At 69.3% G+C, this 23,547-nt stretch carries 23 protein-coding genes; 19 read left to right on the top strand and 4 right to left on the bottom strand.

Translation table 11 applies throughout. The features are described 5' to 3' along the window. The first annotated feature begins 12 nt into the window (after nt 1–12). The 4 genes from AB0F43_RS23220 (at nt 13) to AB0F43_RS23205 (ending at nt 3,491) form a co-directional block, all read left to right on the top strand. A complete protein-coding gene (locus tag AB0F43_RS23220; RefSeq protein WP_360480354.1) occupies nt 13–477 on the top strand; it encodes a helix-turn-helix transcriptional regulator in 465 nt (154 codons plus the stop codon). After that, nucleotides 474–899 (top strand): VOC family protein, encoded by a 426-nt coding sequence (locus AB0F43_RS23215; RefSeq protein ID WP_360480351.1) that lies wholly within the window; start codon nt 474–476, stop codon nt 897–899. The genes AB0F43_RS23220 and AB0F43_RS23215 overlap by 4 nt, the downstream gene beginning before the upstream one ends. A 27-nt stretch (nt 900–926) precedes the next feature. Then, entirely contained in the window at nt 927–1,280 is a 354-nt protein-coding gene (locus tag AB0F43_RS23210) for a GntR family transcriptional regulator (RefSeq protein ID WP_360480348.1), read from the top strand. 189 nt (nt 1,281–1,469) lie between these two features. Further along, nucleotides 1,470–3,491 (top strand): GxGYxYP domain-containing protein, encoded by a 2,022-nt coding sequence (locus AB0F43_RS23205; RefSeq protein ID WP_360480345.1) that lies wholly within the window; start codon nt 1,470–1,472, stop codon nt 3,489–3,491. Between the two features lie 48 nt (nt 3,492–3,539). Here AB0F43_RS23205 and AB0F43_RS23200 read toward each other — a convergent pair whose 3' ends face one another. Both AB0F43_RS23200 and AB0F43_RS23195 read right to left on the bottom strand, forming a co-directional pair. Continuing rightward, nucleotides 3,540–4,220, bottom strand: coding sequence for a hypothetical protein (locus tag AB0F43_RS23200; protein WP_360480342.1), 681 nt, complete (start codon nt 4,218–4,220; stop codon nt 3,540–3,542). 133 nt (nt 4,221–4,353) lie between these two features. Continuing rightward, a complete protein-coding gene (locus tag AB0F43_RS23195; protein ID WP_360480340.1) occupies nt 4,354–4,956 on the bottom strand; it encodes a hypothetical protein in 603 nt (200 codons plus the stop codon). Nucleotides 4,957–5,058: 102 nt separating this feature from the next. Between AB0F43_RS23195 and AB0F43_RS23190 the strand changes: the two genes are divergently transcribed. The 4 genes from AB0F43_RS23190 to AB0F43_RS23175 all read left to right on the top strand — a co-directional run bounded on the left by AB0F43_RS23190 (nt 5,059) and on the right by AB0F43_RS23175 (nt 10,214). Continuing rightward, complete coding sequence (locus tag AB0F43_RS23190; protein ID WP_360480337.1) at nt 5,059–5,856, top strand: GNAT family N-acetyltransferase; 798 nt, start codon at nt 5,059–5,061, stop codon at nt 5,854–5,856. A 52-nt stretch (nt 5,857–5,908) separates the two neighbouring features. Continuing rightward, nucleotides 5,909–8,374 carry an accessory Sec system translocase SecA2 gene (gene secA2, locus AB0F43_RS23185; RefSeq protein ID WP_360480334.1) on the top strand — a complete coding sequence of 822 codons (2,466 nt, stop codon included), beginning with the start codon at nt 5,909–5,911 and terminating at the stop codon, nt 8,372–8,374. Nucleotides 8,375–8,514: 140 nt separating this feature from the next. Then, nucleotides 8,515–9,882 (top strand): replication-associated recombination protein A, encoded by a 1,368-nt coding sequence (locus tag AB0F43_RS23180; RefSeq protein WP_360480331.1) that lies wholly within the window; start codon nt 8,515–8,517, stop codon nt 9,880–9,882. Continuing rightward, complete coding sequence (locus AB0F43_RS23175) at nt 9,879–10,214, top strand: nuclear transport factor 2 family protein (RefSeq protein ID WP_360480328.1); 336 nt, start codon at nt 9,879–9,881, stop codon at nt 10,212–10,214. Before AB0F43_RS23180 ends, AB0F43_RS23175 begins: the two co-directional genes overlap by 4 nt. Here AB0F43_RS23175 and AB0F43_RS23170 read toward each other — a convergent pair. Next, a complete protein-coding gene (locus AB0F43_RS23170) occupies nt 10,211–10,708 on the bottom strand; it encodes a hypothetical protein (RefSeq protein ID WP_360480325.1) in 498 nt (165 codons plus the stop codon). The genes AB0F43_RS23175 and AB0F43_RS23170 overlap by 4 nt on opposite strands. 565 nt (nt 10,709–11,273) lie before the next feature. Between AB0F43_RS23170 and AB0F43_RS23165 the strand changes: the two genes are divergently transcribed. From AB0F43_RS23165 to AB0F43_RS23120, 10 genes are all read left to right on the top strand, one after another. Then, nucleotides 11,274–11,696 (top strand): DUF948 domain-containing protein, encoded by a 423-nt coding sequence (locus tag AB0F43_RS23165; RefSeq protein WP_360480322.1) that lies wholly within the window; start codon nt 11,274–11,276, stop codon nt 11,694–11,696. 5 nt (nt 11,697–11,701) lie between these two features. After that, nucleotides 11,702–11,965, top strand: a complete 264-nt coding sequence (locus tag AB0F43_RS23160) for a DUF6167 family protein (protein ID WP_360480502.1) — start codon at nt 11,702–11,704, stop codon at nt 11,963–11,965. 5 nt (nt 11,966–11,970) lie between these two features. Next, entirely contained in the window at nt 11,971–14,640 is a 2,670-nt protein-coding gene (alaS, locus tag AB0F43_RS23155) for an alanine--tRNA ligase (RefSeq protein ID WP_360480319.1), read from the top strand. 41 nt (nt 14,641–14,681) lie between these two features. Then, entirely contained in the window at nt 14,682–15,140 is a 459-nt protein-coding gene (gene ruvX, locus AB0F43_RS23150; RefSeq protein WP_360480316.1) for a Holliday junction resolvase RuvX, read from the top strand. Continuing rightward, entirely contained in the window at nt 15,137–16,333 is a 1,197-nt protein-coding gene (gene mltG / locus AB0F43_RS23145; protein WP_360480313.1) for an endolytic transglycosylase MltG, read from the top strand. The genes ruvX and mltG overlap by 4 nt, the downstream gene beginning before the upstream one ends. Nucleotide 16,334: 1 nt before the next feature. Next, nucleotides 16,335–17,159: a shikimate dehydrogenase gene (locus AB0F43_RS23140; RefSeq protein WP_360480310.1), complete on the top strand. Its 825-nt coding sequence runs from the start codon at nt 16,335–16,337 to the stop codon at nt 17,157–17,159. Further along, nucleotides 17,146–18,618, top strand: coding sequence for an FAD-binding oxidoreductase (locus AB0F43_RS23135; protein ID WP_360480307.1), 1,473 nt, complete (start codon nt 17,146–17,148; stop codon nt 18,616–18,618). The genes AB0F43_RS23140 and AB0F43_RS23135 overlap by 14 nt, the downstream gene beginning before the upstream one ends. Before the next feature lie 13 nt (nt 18,619–18,631). After that, entirely contained in the window at nt 18,632–19,675 is a 1,044-nt protein-coding gene (locus tag AB0F43_RS23130; RefSeq protein ID WP_360480304.1) for a DUF2330 domain-containing protein, read from the top strand. Nucleotides 19,676–19,706: 31 nt separating this feature from the next. Beyond that, nucleotides 19,707–20,414: an A24 family peptidase gene (locus AB0F43_RS23125; protein ID WP_360480301.1), complete on the top strand. Its 708-nt coding sequence runs from the start codon at nt 19,707–19,709 to the stop codon at nt 20,412–20,414. An 88-nt stretch (nt 20,415–20,502) separates the two neighbouring features. Then, the gene (locus AB0F43_RS23120; RefSeq protein ID WP_360480298.1) at nt 20,503–22,086 is read left to right on the top strand and encodes an FAD-binding protein; all 1,584 of its coding nucleotides are present in this window, start codon (nt 20,503–20,505) and stop codon (nt 22,084–22,086) included. Between the two features lie 3 nt (nt 22,087–22,089). Here AB0F43_RS23120 and AB0F43_RS23115 read toward each other — a convergent pair whose 3' ends face one another. Further along, on the bottom strand, nt 22,090–23,211 hold the full coding sequence (locus AB0F43_RS23115) for an ADP-ribosylglycohydrolase family protein (protein WP_360480295.1): 1,122 nt from the start codon (nt 23,209–23,211) through the stop codon (nt 22,090–22,092). Between the two features lie 113 nt (nt 23,212–23,324). Between AB0F43_RS23115 and AB0F43_RS23110 the strand changes: the two genes are divergently transcribed. Then, complete coding sequence (locus AB0F43_RS23110) at nt 23,325–23,537, top strand: hypothetical protein (RefSeq protein ID WP_360480292.1); 213 nt, start codon at nt 23,325–23,327, stop codon at nt 23,535–23,537. Nucleotides 23,538–23,547 lie beyond the last annotated feature (10 nt).

The following is a 23,547-nucleotide window of genomic DNA, read 5'->3' as shown; positions in this document are numbered from 1 at the left end:
TACGCTCGGAGGGTGGCGGGCGACGTACCGGTGGAGCTGCTGGCGCACCTGCGGCGTGCCCGGGATGTTGCTGATCGCAACTATGCGGAGCCGCTCGACCTGGCCGCGCTGGCGGCCGCGGCCGGAGTGTCGAAGTACCACTTCCTGCGCTGTTTCGCGGCCGAGTACGGCGAGACGCCGATGCAGTACCTGACCCGGCGCCGGATCGAGCGGGCCACCGACCTGCTCCGGGCGACGAACCTGACCGTGACCGAGGTGTGCGGGCTGGTCGGATACAGCAGTCTCGGCTCGTTCTCGCAGCGGTTCACCGAGCTGGTCGGGATGAGTCCGTCGCAGTACCAGCGGACCCAGACCGGGACCCGGGTGCCCGGCTGCTTCGTGTTCATGCTCGGGCTGAACTCCGCAATTCCGGAGAAGCCGCAGGCGTATGGCAGGCCCTACCGTCGTACCGAGAGCACCGACGAGGAGGAACCATGATCACGAACATCAGCCTGATGAGCGTCTTCGTCAACGACATCGACGAGGCGAAGGCCTTCTACACCGAGAAACTCGGGTTCGTGCTGAAGACCGACATCTCGCTGCCCGACTTCCGCTGGTGCACCGTGCACCACCCCGACCATCCGGAGCTGGAGCTGCAGCTCGCGCTGCCCGGCCCGCCGCTGGACGAGGAGGCCACCGAGGCGATCCGGCGGATGATGGCGAAGGGGACGATGCACGGGTTCGGCATCGCCACCGACGACTGCCGCAAGACCTTCCAGGAACTGGTCGCCAAGGGTGTCGAGTACATCCAGGAGCCGTCCGACCGCCCGTACGGCGTCGAGGCCGTACTGCGCGACAACTCCGGCAACTGGCTCGTCCTGGTCGAGCAGAAGCCATACAGCCCGGAGGATTTCGCCTGACGCCTGGTAGTCGGGCATGGTGACTGGATGGACATCACGGTGGACCCGGTCGCGGCCACGCCGCCGTACGAACAGGTGCGGGCGCAGATCGAGGGGTTGATCCGGGCCGGCCAGCTGGCCCGAGGGACTCGGCTGCCGACGGTACGGCAGCTGTCGCTGGACCTCGGGCTGGCGGTGAACACGGTCGCCCGGGCGTACAAGGAGCTCGAGGCCGACCGTCTGGTCGAGACCCGCGGCCGCAACGGCACCTTCGTGCTGGCCTCGCGGAGCCGGGTCGACGACGAGGAGACCCGGGCCGCCGCCACCGTCTTCGCCCGCGCCGCCCACCGCGCCGACCTCAGCCTCTCCGAGGCCACCGAAATCCTCCGCCAAGCCTGGTGACCCACTGGAGGGTTGTAGCGCCGCTGGCGTGCTGTAACCCGACAGTCAGCACACAAGCCGCCAGTCGTGGTCGGAAACGATTCCAGATTGCTCGGGTCAACGTTGTAACGAGCCATGGACACGCTCTCTCGGCGTTGCTACTGTCCCCGCTGATTTGACATCGATGTCAACGACAGGGGAGTGGTCACGATGGTCTCGAGACGAACGTTCCTGGCGGGCAGCGGAGCGGTGACGGCGGGTGGGTTCGGGGTCTTCCAGGCCCTGCCCGCGAGCGCTGCCGACAACGCTGCCAGCGCCTCGGTCAGCGCACAGGTGGCGCGGTTGCTGCCCGCCTTCGAGCGGCCGGGGCGCCTGCACTACGGCGATGTCAGCAAGCTCAGCGGTGGCGACCAGACCCTGCTGACCACCTTGCAAGGCATCGTCAACCGCACCAAGCCCGAGCTCTACTTCCTCTACTCACCCGGTACGCCGGACGGCCCCGACGCCAGGTGGCTCGCCGACATGGGGCTGCCCACCACCCGGTACGACGATCCACTTGACCTGATCGCGAAGTACCGGCACCGCATCCGGGGTGCGATCGTCCACGATCCCGCCGTGCCGGACTCGCTCAACATCGCCACCACCCTGGCCGGCTTGGAGAACGCGGTCGTCGCCGACGCGGAGCAGGCCAGGGCACACGGCCTGCGGATCGTCAAAGACCTGCGCGGCATGTTCGACGGCGACCGGGTGAAGACCTACCGCTGGCAGTTGGAGAACCTGTTCCCGCGCTGCAACCAGAGGCTCCTGGCCGGTCTCCCGCCGACCATGGTCGTCCAGGCCGAGAACGTGCAGTGGACGGAGATCGCCCGCGAGACCCGGCAGCTCCGCGACTCGTCGAACCGTGGCAGCTACGACCTCGACGTCTCGGCCAAGCTCGGCAAGGAGGCGGTGTACGTCCGGTTCGGTGACTCGTTCGGCGACGACGGCTGGGGTGCGTCGGTGCTCGGAGTCTCGGTCAAGGCGAACGGCACCGAGATCGCGCGCTTCCTGCCGAACACACCGGAGGAGGCGCCGTACCTGTTCGAGGGCGGGAACTCGTCGATCGGCGGCGAGGGCAACCGGTACGCCGACGGCGGCAACTACTTCATCTACCGCTTCGCCCCACCGGCCGGTACGACGAGCCTGGTTGTCACGGTCGAGATGTGGAACCAGTACCTGGTCACCGCCACCGACACCGCGCCGACCCGGGTCGAGCCGTTCCCGTACTTCCGCGACTACGTGGTGGCGAGCAAGGCCCTGGTGAGCTGGCTACCACCGAACGGCCCGACCGGCGAGCTGCTGACCGAGCACTTCGACAAGGTCGGCCCGACGACGCCGTACGCGGGCTGGTTCTCGAACGACGTCGCGGGGGAGTGGGGCGGTGTCGACCTCGCGTCCCAAGGTGGTTCGGAGGTGCTGCCCGCGGACTTCTACATGAACGGCACCGTGCACTCAGGGTTCGTCGCGCCGATCTCGGACAAAATCCGGCCGGTACGGCGGCTGCAGCCGAAGAACAAGGTGTACGTCACGCTGACCTTCGGCGAGGGTGACAACGTGCAGTACTGCCAGCGGCGGATGCGCGACCTCTGGGACGACCCGCGCCGCGGCGAGGGAATGGTGAACTGGACGATCAGTCCGCTGCTCGCCGAGATCGGGCCGGGGCTGTTCAGCCACTACCAGCGGACGGCGACCGCCAACGACCTGCTGATCTGCGGACCGTCCGGTGCCGGGTACACCTACCCGGGCTCGTGGCCGGCCGACCAGTTGACGGGGTACCTCAAGCTGTCCGGAGCGTTCATGCGCCGTACCGGCCTGGACCTCGTGTACGCGTACAACCACCGAGGTGAGGACGGCTGGGTCGCGTTCCCGGAGGAGATCGCCCAGGGTTACGCCGACCACACGCCGCTGAAGGGCATCATCCAGTCCTGGGAGGGCGGCGACCTCCTGGTGAAACGAGGAGGCCTGCCGATCATCGGCAACTTCTCGCCGCCCGGGAAAGCCGTTGAGTACAAGGCCGCTCTGGACGCGCACATCGCGGGCTGGGACGGCGCGAGCCCGCTGTTCGTCGCCGGTGCCATCAACGCGTGGTCGTGGACACCGTCCGACATCGCGGAACTCGCGCCGCTGCTGAAGGACCCGTACGAGCTGGTCCTCGGCAACACCTTCTTCGACCTGCTCAACCGAGTTCTGTAGGAGACACGCTCCGGCGGGCGGTCCGCCAACGCCCGCCGGAGCGTGGGTTCACCGGAACAGCTTGTCCGCGTTGCGCAGGGCGTTGGCGGCTACCTGCTTGCCGAGGGTCGCTCCGACGGTGTCCGCCGTACGGGTGTGGATGCCGGACCAGACCCGCGCGTCGACGTTCTCGACCGTGAGCTGGTGCCAGTTGTTGTAGGTGCGCGTCACGCCGGGTGCTGTCGGGCTGCCGATCGTGTAGGGCGCCGCTGGCGGTGGAGTGAACGGCGCGTTGACTGAAGTCGACTCCAGTCCGTCGTTCGCACGCGATGCCAGAACTTCCTTTGCCTGCTGGCGTCCTGCGGCAACGCCTGCGCTCTCGCCAGGGCCGTCGGGGATGCGGGCCAGCGTTGTGGCCAGTGACTGGTCCAGCTCGGTCTTGCGGGCCGGCACGAGGGTCACCAGGGTCTCGTGGACCGCGCCGGCCAGTGCGGCTTCGTCGTACGGCGTGGAGCCGGCCGGGGACCGCAGGACGGCCCGACTGGCCGCAAGCCAGGCGATCGCCCACGTGCGGTTGTTGGTCACCTGCGTCGGCGCACCGGCCGCGGTGATGGTGTCAGCGGTGACGTCGTACCACTCGAGTGCGACATCCACCGTGCTGGTCGAGGCCGCGGTCGGGGCAGCGACCAGGGCGGACAGAGCGAGGGCGGGGACGACTCCCAGAGCAAGGGATCTGCGTAAGGTCTTCACCCCGTGATGGTGACATTTCGCAGCGGATAGTCACACACTGTATTACTACCTGGACACTAGACATTCGTCGTCACCTGGTGAGGTAGGGCGGTCGCCCGGCGGGGTGGCCGGGCGACCGCTGGGTGGGGGTCTGTCACCACTGGTGGGCGACGTCGACCACCAGGCGGGAGTCGGAGCCAGGCCCCGCGAGGGTGAAGACGCGGAACGGGAGCCGGGCGCGGACGCCGAGGCCGATCGTGGTCTGGCCCTCGAAGCTGCCGGCGTACGCGACCTGGCGGAAGGTGCTGTAGCCCGCGACGTTGGTCAGCTCACGGCTGTTCGCCGGCTTGTACGTCGACCGTCCGGCGTCGTCGTACGCCGGGGCACGGACGACGACCTGCAACTTCGCACCGCCGCGCAGCGGGACGGCGAAACCGGAGCCGTCCTGCGTGACGTTGGTGACGTAGCGGACGTCGTATCCGGGAGCACGTCCGCGGATGTCGACGACGAGCCGGTCGAAGCAGGCGTGCCGGCCGGTCCGGACGTCGGTGACCGGTGCGGCGGTCATCCGACTGTTTGCCTCGGGCAACGATCCCCAGCCGCGTGGGCACGAGGTGCTGGAAACGGTTGCGGTCGAGGCGGTTCGGGGGGCGGAGCTGGAGCCGGTGACGGCTGGTGCGGCGATCGCGGCCGCCGGGATCGCCATGATGGCAACGGCGGCGAGGATCGTCTTGCGTGAGATGTGGTGGATGTTCATGATGTCCCCCCTTTCAGGACACTTACTTGGACGACACCATTGACCAGCTGGTTGACTTTCAGGGCTGGTGATTTCTGGTAGTCGTTCGGGCACGATGTGCAGATGACCCCAGATGAGCTGCTCGAGGTGTTCCACCGCCGGATCCGGCTGCCCGACGCCGACGCGATCCCCGGCTGGAAGCAGGAGCACGACGGCCTGGTGCACCGCTCGTACGTCGAAGGACCGGACGGTGCCGGATTCGTCGAGACTCCGCGCGGCCTGGGCGACGACCCGGATGCGGTGATCGCGGCCCAGGTCGCCTTCTTCCGCGAGCGCGGGCTGCCGTTCGAGTGGAAGACGTACGCATACGACGAACCCGCCGACCTCGGTGAACGGCTGGTCCGCGCCGGGTTCACCGCCGACGAGCCGGAGACGCTGATCCTCGGTGAGGTCGACCGGATCCTGGAGCGGCCGTCCGCGCTGCCGTCGAAGCTGCGGTTGCGGGAGGCCGACGACCCGGCCGACTACCACCGGATCGCCGTACTGATGGACTCGCTGTGGCACAACGGGCTGGAGCGGATCGAGGATCGGCTGGCGGCCGAGGCGCGGATGTTCCCGGACCGGCTGTCCGTCTTCCTGGTCGAGGACGCGCTGAGAGGACCGGACGGGCCGGCGGTGTCGGCCGCGTGGATCCGGTTCCATCCCGGGACCGGGTTCGCCAGCCTGTGGGGTGGTGGCACGCTGCCGGAGTGGCGGCGGCGGGGCCTGTACAGCGCGCTGCTCGTGCACCGGGCCCGGCTCGCGAAGGAACGCGGATACGAGTTCCTCCGCGTGGACGCCTCGGACGACTCACGTCCGATCCTCCAGAAGCTCGGTCTGTACGGCGTCACGACCACGACGCCGTACAACTGGCAGCCCTGACACGCCCACCTGAGGTTCGGAACGACACGCTGAGGCTGTACGTTGCCGAATCATGGCTCTGAAGATCGCTTCCCGCTTCCGCCGGCTGCTGCAGCGCCCCGGCTCGATCGATCTCGGCCCGTACGAGCGGCTCACCCAGCTGGTCGGCGAGGCGGAGGAATCGGTCGTGTCCCTGACCGACGAAGAGCTCACCCTGGCCGTCGCCGAGCTGCGAACGACCGGCGGGCTGCACGAGGACGAGCAGATCGAGTTCCTCGCGCTTGCCCGGGAAGCGGGCAAACGCGCGATCGGCGAGCGGGCGTTCGACGGCCAGGTCGTCGGCGCGCTGGCGATGATGCAGGGCCGGGTCGTCGAGATGGCGACCGGTGAGGGCAAGACCCTCGCGGGTGCGTTCGCCGCCGCCGGGTACGCGATCGGCGGACGCAAGGTCCACGTCCTCGCGGTCAACGACTACCTGGCCCGCCGCGACGCCGAGTGGATGGGCCCGGTGTACGAGCTGCTCGGCGTGACCGTGTCGCACATCGGCCAGGCGTCCACGCCGGACGAACGGCGTACGGCGTACCAGGCGGAGGTCTGTTACGTGCCGGTGAGCGAGGTCGGCTTCGACATCCTGCGGGACCGGCTCGTGACCGACGTGGCCGACCGGGTCACGGTGAAGCCGGATGTGGCGCTGGTGGACGAGGCCGACTCGGTGCTGATCGACGAGGCCCGGGTGCCGCTGGTGCTGGCCGGCGCGACCCGGACCGAGGCGCTCGACGAGGACGTCGTACAGCTGGTCCGGACGCTGCGCGCGGGCGTCGACTACGAGATCGACGGCGACGGCCGCACGGTCGCGCTGACCGACAAGGGCACGGACAAGGTCGAGGAGGCGCTCGGCGGGATCAACCTGTACGAGGACGACCACCTCGACCGGCTGACCCAGATCAACGTCGCGCTGCACGCCGAGGTGCTGCTGCGCAAGGACGTCGACTACCTCGTCCGCGACGGCAAGGTCAGCCTGATCAACAACAACCGGGGCCGGATCGCCAAGCTGCAGCGTTGGCCCGACGGTCTGCAGGCCGCGGTCGAGGCCAAGGAGGCCGTGCCGGTCAGCGACTCCGGTGAGGTGCTCGACAGCATCACCGTCCAGGCGCTGGTGACCGGCTACAAGACCCTGTGCGGCATGACCGGTACGGCGGTCGTCGTCGGGGAGTCGCTGCAGGAGTTCTACGACGTCGAGGTGGCCGTCGTACCGCCGAACAAGCCGAACATCCGGGTCGACGAGCCGGACCGGTTGTACCTGACCGTCGAGCAGAAGAACGCCGCTCTGGTCGAGCACATCGCCGAGGTGCACGAGACCGGGCGGCCGATCCTGATCGGGACGCACAGTGTCGAGGAGTCGGAGCAGCTGAGTGACCGGCTCGAGGCGGCCGAGATCCCGCACGTCGTACTGAACGCCAAGAACGACGCCGAGGAGGCCGCGATCATCGCGGAGGCCGGTGTGCCGGGGACGGTGACCGTGTCGACGCAGATGGCCGGCCGGGGTACGGACATCCGGCTGGGCGGGCGCGACGAGTCGCACGACAAGGAGAAGGCCCTCGAGCTGGGCGGGCTCTACGTGATCGGGACCGGCCTGCACGCGTCCCGCCGGCTGGACGACCAGCTCCGCGGCCGCGCCGGCCGGCAGGGTGACCCGGGTGGGTCGCTGTTCTTCGCCAGCCTGGCCGACGAGCTCGTCACCCGGTACTCCGTCTCGTCGGGTCTGCGGCCGAACCCGGACTCGACCGGACGGCTGACCGATCGCAAGTCGATCGGCGTACTCGAGCACGCCCAGCGCGTCGCGGACGGCGCGAACGCGGAGCTGCACCGGACCACCTGGTCGTACCACCGGCTGACCGGTCAGCAGCGGGCGATCCTGCTCGACACCCGCGAGAAGGTGCTGGTCGACGACCTGGCGGCCGAGGAGCTGGCCGAGCGCGCCAAGGAGCGGTACGACGAACTGGTCGAGGAGCTCGGCGAGGACGTCGTGAAGGACGCGGCCCGGCGGATCGCGCTGCACCACCTGGACCGGCGCTGGACCGACCACCTGGCGTACCTGGCCGACCTGCGGGAGGGCATCCACCTGCGCTCGCTGGCGGGCGGCATCGTGCACCTGAAGCCGATCGACGAGTTCAACAAGTCCGCGATCGCGTCCTTCGACACCCTGATCGCCGACGCGTGGAACGACGCGGCCGAGACCTTCAAGACCGCCGAGATCACCGCGGACGGCCTCGACGAGGCCGCCAGCGGCGTCCCGCGCCCCACGGCCACCTGGACCTACCTCGTCAACGACAACCCCTTCGGCACCGAGGCCGACCGAATCCTCGGCCGCCTCCGCAACGCCATCAAACCCCAGTCGGGCGCGGAATCCGAGGAGATCCTCCCCGAGGAGTTCGACGAGGAAGACCTCCCCGAGGAACTCCGCGACGTCGACAACGAGGACCTGCCCGACGAGCTCCGCGACGCGGACGACGACGAACCCACAGACACCAAGAAGTAACCCTCCGCGCCACCGGCCTCGAGTCGTCGGTTTCGGTTGGGGTAACCGATTGCCGTGAGCCGGAATTGACGACTCGGCAGGGTCGGCGGTGGTGAGCGGGCCGGGCGGGGAGTGTCGGTGGGGGTGGTTAGGCTGCTGGTGTGAGTGATGGGTTGTTCGAGATTCCGGGTGCTCCCGCGCCTGCCCGGGGCGGCGGGAGCCTGGCCGACATGGACCACACGGCGGCTCCGTTGGCCGTTCGGATGCGGCCGCGGAGTCTCGACGAACTGGTGGGGCAGCAGCATTTGCTGGCTCCTGGTTCACCGCTGCGACGGCTGGTGGAGGGCGACCAGCCGATGTCACTGCTGCTCTGGGGCCCTCCCGGCACCGGCAAGACGACGATTGCGGCTGTGGTCTCGCATCAGACCAACCGGAGGTTCGTGGAGCTGTCGGCCGTCACCGCGGGGGTGAAGGACGTGCGGCAGGTGATTGATGCGGCTCGGCGGGATCTGTCCCGCGGGACCGGGGCTGTCGAGACCGTGTTGTTCATCGACGAGGTGCACCGGTTCACGAAGGCTCAGCAGGACGCGCTGCTGCCGGGGGTGGAGAACCGGTGGGTGACCCTGGTGGCGGCGACCACCGAGAATCCGTTCTTCTCGGTGATCTCACCGCTGCTGTCCCGGTCGCTGCTGCTGACGCTGGAATCGCTCACCGACGACGACATCGCCGTACTGCTGGATCGGGCGTTGACCGACGAGCGGGGCCTGAACGGGGAGTTCGAGCTCGCGGACGACGCTCGCGGCCACCTGCTCCGGATGGCCGGGGGAGATGCCCGGCGGGCGCTGACCTATCTGGAGGCCGCCGCCGGTGGTGCGCGGGCCAAGGCCGCCAAGGTCATCGACCTGAAGACGCTCGAGACCGCGGTGGACCGGGCAGCAGTGCGGTACGACCGGGCCGGCGACCAGCACTACGACGTCGCGTCGGCGTTGATCAAGTCGATCCGCGGTTCGGACGTGGACGCCGCGATGCACTACCTGGCCCGGATGATCGAGGCCGGGGAGGACCCGCGGTTCATCGCCCGCCGGCTGGTGATCTCGGCGAGCGAGGACATCGGCATGGGCGACCCGACCGCGCTCGGCGTCGCGGTGGCGGCGGCCGAAGCGGTGCAGCTGATCGGTATGCCCGAGGCCCGGATCAACCTGGCCCAGGCGGTCGTCGCCCTCGCGCTGGCACCGAAGTCCAACGCGGTGATCATGGCGGTCGACGCCGCGATCGCGGACGTGAAGGCGGGCAAGGTCGGCCCGGTCCCGCCTCATCTGCGCGACGCCCATTACGCCGGGGCGAAGAAGATCGGCCACGGCTCGTCGTACCAGTACTCCCACGACGACCCACGCGGCATCGTGCCGCAGCAGTACGCGCCGGACGTGATCGACGGCACCGACTACTACAAGCCCACCCGCCGCGGCGGCGAGGCGGCGTACGCGGACCGCGTCGCCAACATCCGCAAGATCCTGCGGGACCGCAAGTGAGCCGTACGTCGGACCACGTCGACGCCTTCAATCACGCCGTCACCACGGGCGACTGGGACACCTTCGCCCAGCGCTTCGCGCAAGACGCCTCGATGACGTTCGTCAACGTCCCCGCCGGTCCTTTCCACGGGCGTACGGCGATCGCCGCGGCCTACCGCGAAAACCCGCCCACCGAAACCATGACCCTCCTCGACGATGAAGGCGGCGCTGACGAGGGTCTGGATGCTGGCGGGCCGGTCCGATTCCGCTGGGCGAGTGGTGCGACCGGCACGATGGAGCTCAGCTGGGCACCCAATGGCGCGGTGCAGGCACTGACCGTTGCCTTCGACTAGTTGTCGATGGGTGCCTGCCTTGCGTCGTTGGCCGAGGTAGGTAGGCTTCCTGGCGACCTGGGGGTGAAAGGTTTTGCATTGAGGCAGTTCAACCCACCGCCCGGATGGCCGGAACCGCCGAACGTCCGGTGGCGGCCACCGAAGAACTTCAAACCCGACCGCTCCTGGCCGGAAGCTCCGCCCGGATGGTCGTTCTGGGTCGACCAGGACGGCCGGCCAGCGCGCGGACCGATCGGCAGGTACGGCGGTCCGCCCGTCCTGAAGCTCGGCGCCCTGGTGGTGACCGCGCTGACGCTGGCCGGTCTGCTCTTCTTCGTCCCGTTCCGGGCGAAGGAGTCGGCGACCACGACCCCGCCGGTCCCGGCAGCGTCCGAGAACATCCCGTCCGCCCGGGAGTCGTCGGCATCCAGAGGTACGACGACCAGGCCGCCGGTCGGCAAGCCGCTCGGGTCCACCCCCGACGACGCGACCGGGACACCCACACAGGAGCCCACGGACCAACTGGCAGCAGGTGGCCGGCTCGCTGGTACGCCGGGGTCGGCCAGCAGCTGGTTCCCTGCCGGCCGGCCGACGGCGACCCCGACCGCGCCGGCGCCCCGTGGTCGGCTCCGTCGTCACCGCCGCAGACGTCAACTGGCCCGAGCTCGACCGCGCCGACGACGCAGCCGTCGACACCGCAGCCGACGGCAACACAGCCGACGACGCAGCCTCCGTTCACCCCGTCGCCGACGCCGGCGGCACCCACGACTCTGCAGCCGTCGCCGACCCCGACCAAGCCCAGCACGCCGCCGCGGACTCCTACAGCGCCCAGCACCCCGGCGCCGTCGCCGAGTGCCAGCCCGCCGCAGCCGTCACCGACTATCACCCTCCCGGAGCTCCTACCGAGTATCGCGCCACCGGTCGTGCCGCGCCTGAGCGTCAGCGTCGGCTGACGCGCCGCAATCACGGTTTGGTGAGTGACTGTGATCTGAGGAATGGTGTCCTGGAGCGGACTGCGGTATCGCCGCGCGATAAGGTCGGGCGGTCCACGAGGTCGCAACGGAAGGTGGATCGTTTCCCATGAGCGTCGGTGAAGTCGCGGGCCTGATAGCCGCCTGCGCGCTGCTCATTCTGGTGGGCCTGCTGGCCTATCCGATCCTGAAGCTTGGCAAGGTCCTGGACGAGACCCGGATCATGGTGAAGGGCGTCTCCGACTCCAGCGTGCCGCTGCTCGGCGAAGTGACCAGTACCGTGGCTACTACCAACGCACAGCTCGCCAAGGTCGACACGATCACCGACAACGCGACCACGGTGACCACCAACGCGGCGGCCCTGATGTCGCTGTTCTCGGCGACCGCCGGCGGCCCGCTGGTGAAGGCGGCGGCGTTCACGTACGGCGTCCGCAAGGCGCTCGGCGACAGCCAGCGCAAAGACGTCAGCCGGCGAGTGAAGGAAGAGATGAAGGCGGAGCGCAAGGCCCGGAAGCGGGGTGACATCCGGTGAGGCGGATGTTCTGGCTGATCATCGGAGTCGCGGTCGGGGTGTACGCCGTGACCCGGCTGAAGAAGCGCGCCCAGGTGCTCGCCCCGGAGAGCCTGCAGGAGTCCGCGGCCAAGGTGGCTGCCGCGATCCGGCACTTCGGCGACGAGGTGCGCGAGGGCATGGCCGAGCGGGAGACCGAGTTGCGCGACGCCCTCGGCATCGACACAAACAGCGCCATGCCTTCGGCCCCACCCACAACCCACCCGGACACGCGTGAGGACTACCGGTAACACCCATGGAAACCAGTGAGATCAGGCGGCGGTTCCTGCGCTACTTCGAGGACCGTGGCCACACCGTGGTGCCGAGCGCGCCACTGCCGTCGCCGGACCCGAACCTGCTGTTCAACGTCGCGGGCATGGCCCAGTTCGTGCCGTACTTCGTGGGCCAGCAGACGCCGCCGTACTCGCGGGCGACGAGTGTGCAGAAGTGCGTCCGGACCCTCGACATCGACGAGGTCGGCAAGACCACCCGGCACGGCACGTTCTTCCAGATGAACGGCAACTTCTCCTTCGGCGACTACTTCAAGGAGAAGGCCATCGAGTACGCCTGGGAGCTGGTGACCAAGCCGCAGAACGAGGGCGGCTACGGCTTCGACGAGTCCGTGCTGTACGCCTCGGTGTACTACGAGGACGACGAGGCGATCGACCTGTGGAAGCGGGTCGCCGGCCTGCCCGACGACCGGATCGTCCGGCTCGGCATGAAGGACAACTTCTGGTCGATGGGCATCCCCGGTCCGTGCGGCCCGTGCTCGGAGATCCTGATCGACCGCGGCCCGGAGTTCGGCGCCGACCGGGACTGGGAGGCGGGCGACCGCTACCTGGAGTTCTGGAACCTGGTCTTCATGCAGAACATCCGTGGCGAGGGTGGCGGCAAGGAGGGCTACCCGATCCTCGGCGAGCTGCCGAAGAAGAACATCGACACCGGTCTCGGCCTGGAGCGGGTGGCGTACCTGCTGCAGGGCGTCGACAACATGTACGAGATCGACGAGATCTACCCGGTGATCGAGAAGGCGTCGGAGCTGAGCGGCCGCAAGTACGGCGCCGACCAGACCGACGACGTGCGGTTCCGGGTCATCGCCGACCACGTCCGCAGCGCGCTGATGCTGATCGGCGACGGCGTGAACCCGGGCAACGAGCAGGGCGGCTACGTGCTGCGCCGGCTGCTCCGCCGGGCGATCCGGTCGATGCGCCTGCTCGGCTACGAGGACCCGAGCCTGGTCGAGCTGCTGCCGGTCAGCCTGGAGCAGATGAGAAAGTCGTACCCGGAGCTGGAGTCCGACTTCGGCCGGATCAGCCAGGTCGCGTACGCCGAGGAGGAGGCGTTCCGGCGTACTCTCACGGCCGGGACGAGCATCTTCGACATCGCCGTCCGCGAGACCAAGGCCGGCGGCGCGCAGCAGCTCGAGGGCGCGAAGGCGTTCCAGTTGCACGACACGTACGGTTTCCCGATCGACCTGACCGTCGAGATGGCCGCCGAGCAGGGCCTGCAGGTGGACACCGAGGGCTTCAAGACGCTGATGAAGGAACAGCGCGAGCGGGCCAAGGCGGACGCGCGGGCGAAGAAAGCCGGTCATGCGGACACCTCGGGTTACCGGGAGCTGCGCGAGAAGGGCGTCACCGAGTTCACCGGCTACCAGGAGCTCGCCACCGACTCGCAGGTCCGCGGCCTGCTCCGGGAAGGCGTCGTGGCGCCGTCGGCCGAGCCGGGCGAGACCGTCGAGGTCGTGCTGGAGAAGACCCCGTTCTACGCCGAGTCCGGCGGTCAGATCGCCGACGAGGGCCTGATTGTCGCCGATGGCGTCAAGCTGCAGGTGCTCGACGTACAGAAGCCGGTCAAGGGCCTGATCGTGCACAAGGTCAAGGTGCTCGAGGGTGTCCTCCAGCCCGGCCTGGACGTGCACGCCGAGGTCGACCACGAGTGGCGCGTGTCCGCGTGCCAGGCGCACTCCGGGACGCACGTCGTGCACGCGGCGCTGCGGCAGGTGCTCGGCCCGAACGCGTTGCAGAGCGGCTCGTACAACAAGCCCGGCTACCTTCGGCTCGACTTCGCCTGGTCGTCGGCGCTGGACCAGGCGACCCGGTCCGAGATCGAAGAGGTCGCGAACATCGCGGTCCGCCGGGACCTCCCGGTGTCGGCGAAGTACATGACGCTGCCGGAGGCCCGGGAGTGGGGTGCGCTGGCGCTGTTCGGTGAGACGTACGACGAGCAGGTCCGGGTGGTGGAGATCGGCGGGCCGTGGTCCCGTGAGCTCTGCGGTGGCACGCATGTGAAGCACTCGTCGCAGGTCGGTGCGCTGACCATCACCGGCGAGTCCTCGGTCGGTGCCGGTGTCCGCCGGCTCGAGGCGTTCGTCGGCCTGGAGGCGCTGCGCTACCTCGGCAAGGAGCGGGCGCTGGTCCGGCTGCTCAGCGAGAATCTGAAGACCCGGCCGGAGGAGCTGCCCGCCAAGGTCGCGGACCTGGCCGAGCGGCTGCGGGCCGCGGAGAAGGAGCTGGAGCGGATGCGGGCCGGCCAGGTGCTGGCGGCCGCCGCCGAGCTGGCCGCGAACCCGAAGGACGTCTTCGGTGTCCAGTACGTCGGTCATCGCGCGCCCGACGGTGTGAACGGCGGAGACCTGCGGAAGCTGGCGCTCGACGTCCGCGGCCGGATGCCCGCCGACAAGCCGGCCGTGGTCGCCGTACTGAGTGTGAACGACGGCAAGCCCGGCGTGGTGATCGCGCTCAACGACACCGCTCGCGAGTGGCGGCTGAAGGCCGGCGACCTGGTCCGGGTCGCGGCCGAGAAGCTGGGCGGTCGCGGTGGCGGCAAGGACGACGTCGCGCAGGGCGGTGGCACCGACCCGGCCGGTGCGGAGGACGCGCTGGCCGCGGTCGAGCACACCATCGGCCAGCTCGTCACGGGCTGATGCGTTCCTGACGAGACCTGACGAGACCTGATGAGAGCCAGATGAGGCGTGGCGTGCGGCTCGCACTGGACATCGGCGACGTCCGGATCGGCGTCGCCAGCAGCGACCCGCACGGAATCCTGGCCACCCCGGTGGAGACGATCCGCCGGGGGCCCGGTGATCTGGATAGGATCGCCGCACTCGTCGCCGAATTGGAGGCGGTCGAGATCGTGGTCGGGCTGCCGCGCTCGCTGTCCGGAGGCGAAGGTCCGGCCGCGGTGAAGATCCGGGAAACGGCGGAACTGGTGCGGGCAAAGGTGCAGGAGGGCAACTCGGGGACGGGGGTGCGGCTGGTGGACGAGCGGTTCACCACGGTCACCGCCGAGCGCATGCTGCGGGAACGGGGTAAGAAGGGCTCCAAGCGGCGGGCCGTGGTCGACCAGGCCGCGGCGGTCGTGATTCTGCAACACGCGCTCGATGTCGAGCGTGAGACTGGGAACCCACCCGGGAGGCCCCTGTGAACAGAATATCGGTGGATGACGACGTGACCGACGGTGACGATCTCAGCGCCGGCCTCGGGCTCCGGCCGGAGAGCCGGGTCGAGCGCCGGGCGAACCGGCGCAAGGCCCGCGCGCGGCGTGGGTTCGGCTGTTTCGCCGGCCTGATCTCGCTGGTCGTCGTCGGCGCGCTGGTGGCCGGGGCCGTGATCGGATTCGGCAAGGGCCGGGACGCGATCGAGCAGATGTTCGCCGCCCCCGACTTCGAGGGCAGCGGCACCGGGACGGTCGTGGTCGAGGTCACCCAGGGGCAGAGCGCGCAGGCGATCGCGGACACGCTGGAGAAGAAGGGCGTGGTGAAGAGCGCCAAGGCGTTCGAGCGCGCCGCCCGCGACGACCCGCGCTCGCGGCAGCTGCAGGCCGGTACCTACACCCTGCACAAGGAGATGTCGGCCAAGGCCGCGCTCGAGCTGATGCTCGACACCGGCAAGTCGATCCTGGTCACCCGGATCGGGTTCCGGGCCGGCCTGACCAAGGCCGAGGTCAGCGAGACGCTGCAGAAGTCGCCGAAGCTCAAGCTGCCGGCCGGGGCCGCCGCGACCGCGCTGGGCAAGCCGGCCGCGCTGGGCCTGCCGCCGTACGCGCGCAACAACGCCGAGGGCTTCCTGTACCCGGGCACGTACGACGTGCCGAAGGGTGCGACGGCGTACTCGATCATCAAGCTGATGACGGCGCAGTACGCGAAGGCCGCGGCCGAGCTGAACCTGGTCAAGACCGCGCAGGGCAAGAAGCTGGACCCGTACCAGGCGGTGATCGTGGCCAGCATCATCGGCGCCGAGACGAACCGGCCGCAGGACTACGCCAAGGTGTCCCGGGTGATCTACAACCGGCTCCGGGTCGGGATGCGGCTGCAGATGGACTCGACCGTCCACTACGTGGTCGGCCGCGACGGCGGCGTGTTCACCACGCCGGAGCAGCGCGACATGGACTCGCCGTACAACACCTACAAGGTCAAGGGCCTGCCGCCGACGCCGATCAACTCGCCGACCAAGGACACGCTGCGGGCGGCGCTCAACCCGGCCCAGGGCAACTGGCTGTACTTCACCTTGGTCAACCTCGACACCGGTGAGACGGCGTTCGCGAGTACGTCGGAGGAGCACCAGGCGAACGTGAAGAAGCTGCAGACGTGGTGCGCCGCGCACAAGGGACGGTGCTGAGTTGACCCGGTGTGCAGTGCTCGGGTCGCCGATTGCGCACTCGTTGTCGCCGGCGATGCACCGGGCCGCGTACGCCGCGCTCGGCCTCGACTGGCGGTACGACGCCTTCGAGGTCGGCGAGGACGAGTTGCGCGAGTTCGTCGCCTCGCTCGGCGACGACGTCCGCGGGCTGTCCCTGACGATGCCGCTGAAGCGGGTCGCGCTCGACCTGGTGGACACGGTCGACCCGGTCGCGGAGCTGATCGGTGCGGCGAACACGATGCTGTTCGAGCCGGACGGATCGCGGTCGGCGCACAACACCGACGTACCGGGGCTGGTGAACGCCTTCGCCGAGCGGGGGATCACCGCCGCCGACAGCGCCGTGGTCCTGGGTGGCGGGGCGACCGCGGCGTCCACGCTGGCCGCGATGCGCGGGCTGAAGGTCAGCGAGGTGACTGTCGTCGTGCGGGATGTGTCGAGGGCCGAGCGGCTGCTGGACCTCGCGGCCGAGCTCGGCCTGAAGACGTCCGTCGCGGACTTCTCGCAGGTGGAGCAGATCGGCGGGTTCGACCTGTGCGTGTCCACGCTGCCGGGTGGTGCTGTCGACCCGTGGGCCGAGCACTTCGCCGGGGTCGCGCCGGTGGTGTTCGACGTGGCGTACCACCCGTGGCCGACCGGTCTGGCGATCGCGGCGCACCGGATCGGTACAGAGCTGTTGAACGGACTTGATCTCCTCGTGCATCAGGCGGTCCTCCAGGTGGAGATGATGACTGGTAGGTCGCCGGCACCTCTGGCGGCCATGAGGGCCGCCGCCCGTGAGGAGCTCGAGGATCGTGGGCCAGTTTGACCGCCGGACACTGCTGAAAGCAGGCCTGAAAGCAGGCGCTGTCGTCACCGCCGGAGCACTGACCAGCTGCTCTGACACGAGTCCTGCCAGCGCCGGCGCGAACACCGCGGCCGCGCCGAACTGGAACAGCTTCTCCCGTTCGCTCAAGGGCCGGCTGTTCATGCCCTCGACGGCCGGCTACGCGGCCGCGCACCAGCTCTTCAACCCGCGCTGGGACTCGGTCCAGCCGGCCGCGGTGGTCAAGGCGGCGAACGCCACCGACGTCCAGAAGGCGATCAACTTCGCCCGCGGCAACAAGCTGGTGATGGTCCCGAAGGGCGGCGGCCACTCGTACGTCGGTGCGTCCACCATCAGCAAGGGCCTGATGGTCGACCTCGGCGCGATCCGCGGGATGAGCTATACGAACGGCGTCCTCACCGTCGGCGCCGGCGCACGGCTGTACGACGTGCACGCCTTCCTGGACAAGTACGGGCGCTCGTTGCCGACCGGCACGTGTCCGACGGTCGGGGTCGCCGGGCTCACGCTCGGCGGCGGGCTGGGTATCCACACCAGGGCCTTCGGGCTGACCTGCGACCGGCTGTTGTCGATGGGCGTGATCACGGCCGATGGTGTCGCCCGCAACGTCAGCACCACGGTGGATCCGGACCTGTTCTGGGCGCTGCGGGGCAGCGGCGGCGGGAACCTCGGCGTGGTCACGTCGTTCCGGTTCGCCACCATCCCGGCGACGAAGCTCGGGTTCTTCCGGCTGACCTGGCCGGAGTCGAAGGCCGCCGCGGTCGTCCGCGGCTGGCAGAAGTTCGCCCAGTCGGCGCCGATCACGTCCTGGGTCAATCTGCACATCGATGCCCGCAGCAACGGAACGCTGTCGATCCACGTGCTCGGCATCTCCACCACCGGCAACGCGGCGGCGGCCGCCGCCCAGTTGGAGTCGTTCGTCGGCTCGCGGGCCTCGACACGATCGATCACGGTGAAGACGCACCTGGAGGCGGTCAAGTACCTGGGTGGCGGGACGACCAGCCCGCGGACCGGGTTCCTGGCGGGTTCCGACGTACTGAAAGGCCCGATGAACGCGGCCACGATCACCGCGCTGCTCGGTGCGGTGAAGGCGGCGGCGCGGGCGAAGACGCCGGCGACGGCGATCATCGACCCGCTCGGCGGACAGGCCGCCAAGCAGCCCACCGGCGGCGCGTCCTGGCCGTGGCGGTCGGCGCTCGGCGTGATCCAGTGGTACTGCGGCACGCCCGCACACCCGACGTCGGCGCAGCTCAAGATCGCGCAGACCTTCATCACCAACGGCCATCGCGCGGTCCGGGCGTACTCGGCCGGCGGCTACGTGAACTACGTCGAGACCGGCCGCTCGGTCAGCACGTACTACGGCGCGAGCCTGACCCGGCTGCGGACAGTCAAGAAGAAGTACGACCCGGCCAACTTCTTCCACACCGCTTACACCCTCGTCTAGCTAGTCTCCCGCCATGAGGTTTTGGCGGGTCGTCGCAGGGGTGCTGGCGCTGGGGTTCGTCGCGGCAGGGGTGACGCCCGCCTGGGCGTGCGCGTGCGGCGGCTATCTGCCGGATACGGGGTCGCGGGCCCGGGCGTACGGCGAGAACGCGCTGGTGCGGTACGACGACGGCACCGAGCAGATCACGTTGTCGATGGCGATCAACGGCTCGTCGAAGAAGGCGGCCTGGATCATGCCGGTGCCCGCCGCGGCCACGGTCGAGCTCGGCGAGACCGGGCTGTTCAACCGGCTGGCGCGGATGACCCGGCCGAAGGTCGTCGTCCGCAAGACCTACTGGCCGTTCCGGGATCTCGGCGTGATGGGCAGCGGCCGCGACTCGGCCGGCGCATCCAAGCCCGGGGCCGGTGTGAACGTGCGGCAGCAGATGCTGCTCGGACCGTTCTCGGTCGCGCGGCTCGAAGGGACGAGCGGGACCGCGGTGACCGATTGGCTGCGCACCAACGGGTACGTCGTACCGCCCACGCTCGCGGAGAACCTGACGCCGTACCTGACCGAGAAGTGGGAGATCGTCGCGGTGAAACTCGCGCCGAAGCAGCCCGGCGAGAGCATGAGCGGAGCGACGCCGCCGCTGCGGTTGACGTTCGCCTCGGACCGGATCGTCTACCCGATGCGCCTCAGCAAGGGCGCGACCACCGAGCAGACGGTCACCGTGTACGTCGCCGCCGCGCACCGGGTCGACGCGACCAAGCTTCCGGTCGCCGACCTCGAGCCGGAGCTGCTGTACGCCGGACGCGTCCGGGACGACGCGCTGACCGCGCCGGCCGATTACCTGACGGCGTACTCGGTCACCTACCGGGAGCCGAGCCGGATCACCGACGACTTCACCTTCGAACGGGCCGCGACCGACGAGGAGTATCAGCGGATCGAGTACGTGACCCGCAACGACGGCTTCTGGAGCACGATCGGCGTACTGGCCGGCGGCGTCCTGCTGCTGGGAGTCGGCGCCGCGGTCGTCGCGCGAATCCTGGTCCGCCGGTCGTCCACAGGTCGCGCGTAGCGGCGGGCGAAATCGTCTAGGCTCCTGGATCGTGCCGGCTGACAACGCGTTGCTCGCCGCAGGGGCCGGGGTGGCCTGCTGTGGACCCGCGGCGTACCTGCTGGGGCCATGGCTGATGCGGCGCATCCCCGAGCCGTCGCTGGAGGAGGACGAGACCAAGATCCCGTACGCCGACCTGGCCGGCCGGCGGGCGGCGTACTGGTGTGGTCTCCTCGCGGCGGTGTCCGGGGGCCTGCTCGGGTGGGCGCTCGGGACAAGTCCGGTGCTGGTGGCCTGGCTCTTGCTGGTCGTGGTCGGCGCTGTCCTCGGGTATATCGACGCGCGGACGCGATACTTGCCCTCGGCGATCATCTGGCCGTCGTACGTGCTGGTCGGGCTGGCTCTGCTCGGTGCGGCTGTGGTGTCGGGGGAGTGGGGATCGTTCCGTCGCGCGGTCCTTGCGGGCGTGATCGGGTTCGCGGTGTTCTACGTGCTGTGGTTCGTGTTCCCGCGGGGTGTGGGGTTCGGCGACGTCCGGCTGTCGGGGCTGCTCGGGCTCGCGCTCGGCTGGCTGGGCTGGGGTGAGTTCATCACCGGTCTGTACGGCGGTTTCTTCCTCGGTGCGGTCGTCGGGATCGGGTTGATCGTGGCGAAGGTGATGACGCGCAAGCAGATGGTCCCGTTCGGGCCGTTCATGCTGATCGGCGCGCTCGGCGGCGTACTGCTCGGTGGACCGCTTGCGAAGTTGTACGTCGGATAGGGGACGTGGTCGTTCAGCCTGACGACGGACGCGAGTCACCGGCGTCGCTGCCTAGGGTCGAGGCACATCGAATCTGGGGAGGAACGACATGCCAGTCAGCCGTCGAGGTCTGTTGGCCGGGACCGGGATCGCAGCAGCCGGACTCGCCGTTCCCGGTACGGCGTCAGCCGCCACGACCAAGTTGGTCACCGGCGAGAAGATCCGGCCGGACGACGCGCGGTACCAGGACCTGGTGCGCCGTGGGCAGAACCGGCGCTTCGTCGCCAAGCCCGAGTACGCCCGCGTGATCACGTCGACCGAGGACGCCGTACAGGCTGTGCAGGAAGCCGTTCGGACCGGCAAGCGGATCGCGGTCCGCGGCGGAGGTCACTGCTTCGAGGACTTCGTGGACAGCAGCGACACCGAGGTGCTGCTGGACATGTCGACGTACAACGAGGTCTCCTTCGACACCCGCTACCGGGCCTTCTCGATCGGCGCGGGCGCCACGCTGGAGACGGTCTACAAGGAGTTGTTCTACGGCTGGGGCGTGACCGTGCCCGGCGGTGGCTGCCTCGGTGTCGGGGTCGGCGGTCACTTCAGCGGCGGTGGGTACGGGCCGCTGTCGCGGAAGTACGGATCTGTCGTGGATCACCTGTACGGCGTGGAGGTCGTGGTCGTCGACGCACGCGGCCGGGCCCGGTCGGTGGTGGCGACGCGCGACAACGCCTACCAGGATCTGTGGTGGGCGCACACCGGTGGCGGCGGCGGGAACTTCGGGGTGGTCACCCGCTACCTGATGCGGAGTGCGGACGCGACCGGCCGGGAGCCGTCCGAACTGTTGCCCAAGGCACCGGCTGCGTTGCTGTCCAGCCTGATCGTGTACGACTGGAAGACGATCGGGCAACCCGAGTTCGTCCGCGCGCTGCGGAACTTCTTCGACTTCTACGAACGCAACAACACCGCCGAGTCGCCGTACGCGACGCTCTACAGCCCGCTGATCCTGACCCATTCGTCGGCCGGGAGCTTCCTGCTCTCGACGCAGCTGGACGCCGCGGCGCCGAACGCGGCCGCGTTGATGAAGGCGTTCAACGCGGCGATGGTCGAAGGCCTGGACCCGAAGCCGCAGGTGATCGAGGTCGGCGAGGGGCCTTTCCTGCACACCACGATGGAGCGGTCGATCGCCGAGACGCCGACGCCGGGCCGGGGCAAGTACAAGGCCGGCTACCTGAGGAAGGGGTACACCGACGCGCAACTGGTGACGCTCTACCGGGGCCTGACCGACACGTCGTACAACGGACCGCAGTCCTCGGTTCTGTTCGTCCCGTACGGCGGCAAGGTGAACACGGTCCCGTCCGACGCGACCGCCACGGCGCAGCGCGACGTGATGTGCAAGATGGTGATGGCCGCCGGCTGGACCGACCCGGCGGAGGACGCCAAGCACCTGGCCTGGCTGCGCAAGCTGTACGCCGACATCTACAAGGACACCGGTGGGGCGCCGGTCCCCAACGCGATCAATGCGGGGTCATACATCAACTACCCCGATGTTGACTTGGCCGATCCGGCGTACAACAAGTCCGGGGTGCCGTGGCACGACCTCTACTACCTCGGCAACTACCCCCGCCTCCAGCGAATCAAGGCGAAGTGGGATCCCCGCAACATCTTCCACCACAAACTGGCGATCCAGCCTCGGTGAAAGTCACCAGCCTGGGTAGCGGGTGGACCAGGCGGTGTGGGGGCCGTAATCGCCGTGGAGGCGGGTGGGAGTGGTGAACTCCAGGGCGAAGTCGTCGGCCAGTTGAAGGATGACCGGACGGCCCTCGACGGTGAAGACGAGCTCTGCGGGCAGGGCCGTCTCACCGTGGAGGGCGCCCAGGATGTTCCCGCAGATGGCGCCGGTGGAGTCGCTGTCGCCGGAGTGCGTGACGGCGAGGGCCAGAGCGTCGAGGAACTGCTCGGGCTCGGGGTAGGCGAGGGCCGCGTAGACGGCGATGGCCAGCGCTTCCTCGGCGACCCAGCCGCCACCCAGTTGCTCAACGGTCGCCGGCCCGTGCCCGGGCGCGGTGGCCGCGAGGTGGCGTGCGGCCGCGAGCGCCGTACTGGTCTCCTGATGGTCCGGCCGTTCGGCGAGCATCGCGGCGGTGGTGTCCAGGGCCGTGTTCAGGTCGGCGCCGCCGCAGATCTCCCGGATGATCACGGCCAGGGCGCCCGAGGCCAGCTTGCCGGTCGGGTGGCCGTGCGTGTAGCCGGCGGCCTCGGCCGCCGTGTCGAACACCCAATCCCGGTCGAACCACTTCGCCGGCAGCAGCCCGAACGGCGCCACCCGCATCACGCCGCCGCAGCCCTTGGAGTCGTTCACGGCCTGCCCACCGAACTGCTCGATCCGGGCGCTGCCCTTGCGTGCTGCCCGCAATGCGCTGAGACACGTGTTGCCCGGCGCACGTCGCGCGTACAGCCATGGCTCGGCCTGCAACCAGCCGTCGCGTTCACCGCTGGGCGCCCGGAGCTCCTGTGTGTCCAGCCAGCGGTCGTAGGCGTGGTGTACGACGGCCACTGTGAACCCGATCCCGCGATCGGTCCGCACGCCCGCGCGGATCAGACCCTCGACAGTGAACAGCGTCATCTGGGTGTCGTCGGTGATCGTCCCTGGCGGCCAGCCGGCCGAACCGGAGACGAAGGTCCGCAGCCGATCGGGGTGCGCGGCAACGATCGACCGCCCGCTCTCGAACTCGACCGGGCCGCCCAGTGCGTCGCCGATCGCTCCACCCAGCAGGCAGCCGCGAATCCGCGCCCGCCACGTCTCCTCCGCAGCCCGAGTCATGGCGAAACCCTATCCATGGTGGTGTCAGCGCTACCTCCAAGACGGGTTCCGGGGCCAGTTCCCGCTCGGCCATCAGCTTCTACGGTCGTTGAGAGACCGAAAGGAGCGACCTGATGACCACCGCATTCCGCCGTACCGCCGGCCGCGTAGCCGTGGCGGCACTCTCCTGTGTGGCTCTAGCGGGCGCCGCGATCGCCGGTGGCCAGGCGGCGCGGGAGTCGACTGGCTGCACGGAGTCAGCCCTCGGCAAGACGTTCGACGTCGTCCTGTCCTTCCGGGACGCCCTCTCGCCCGACACCGCCCAGGCCTGCCTGCCACGCCAGTAGCCACCGGGCT

This window comes from Kribbella sp. NPDC023972, assembly GCF_040639075.1.
Lineage (GTDB): Bacteria > Actinomycetota > Actinomycetes > Propionibacteriales > Kribbellaceae > Kribbella.
Note: the sequence above shows the minus strand (reverse complement) of the source record. Positions and strands in the feature narration are given on the sequence as shown.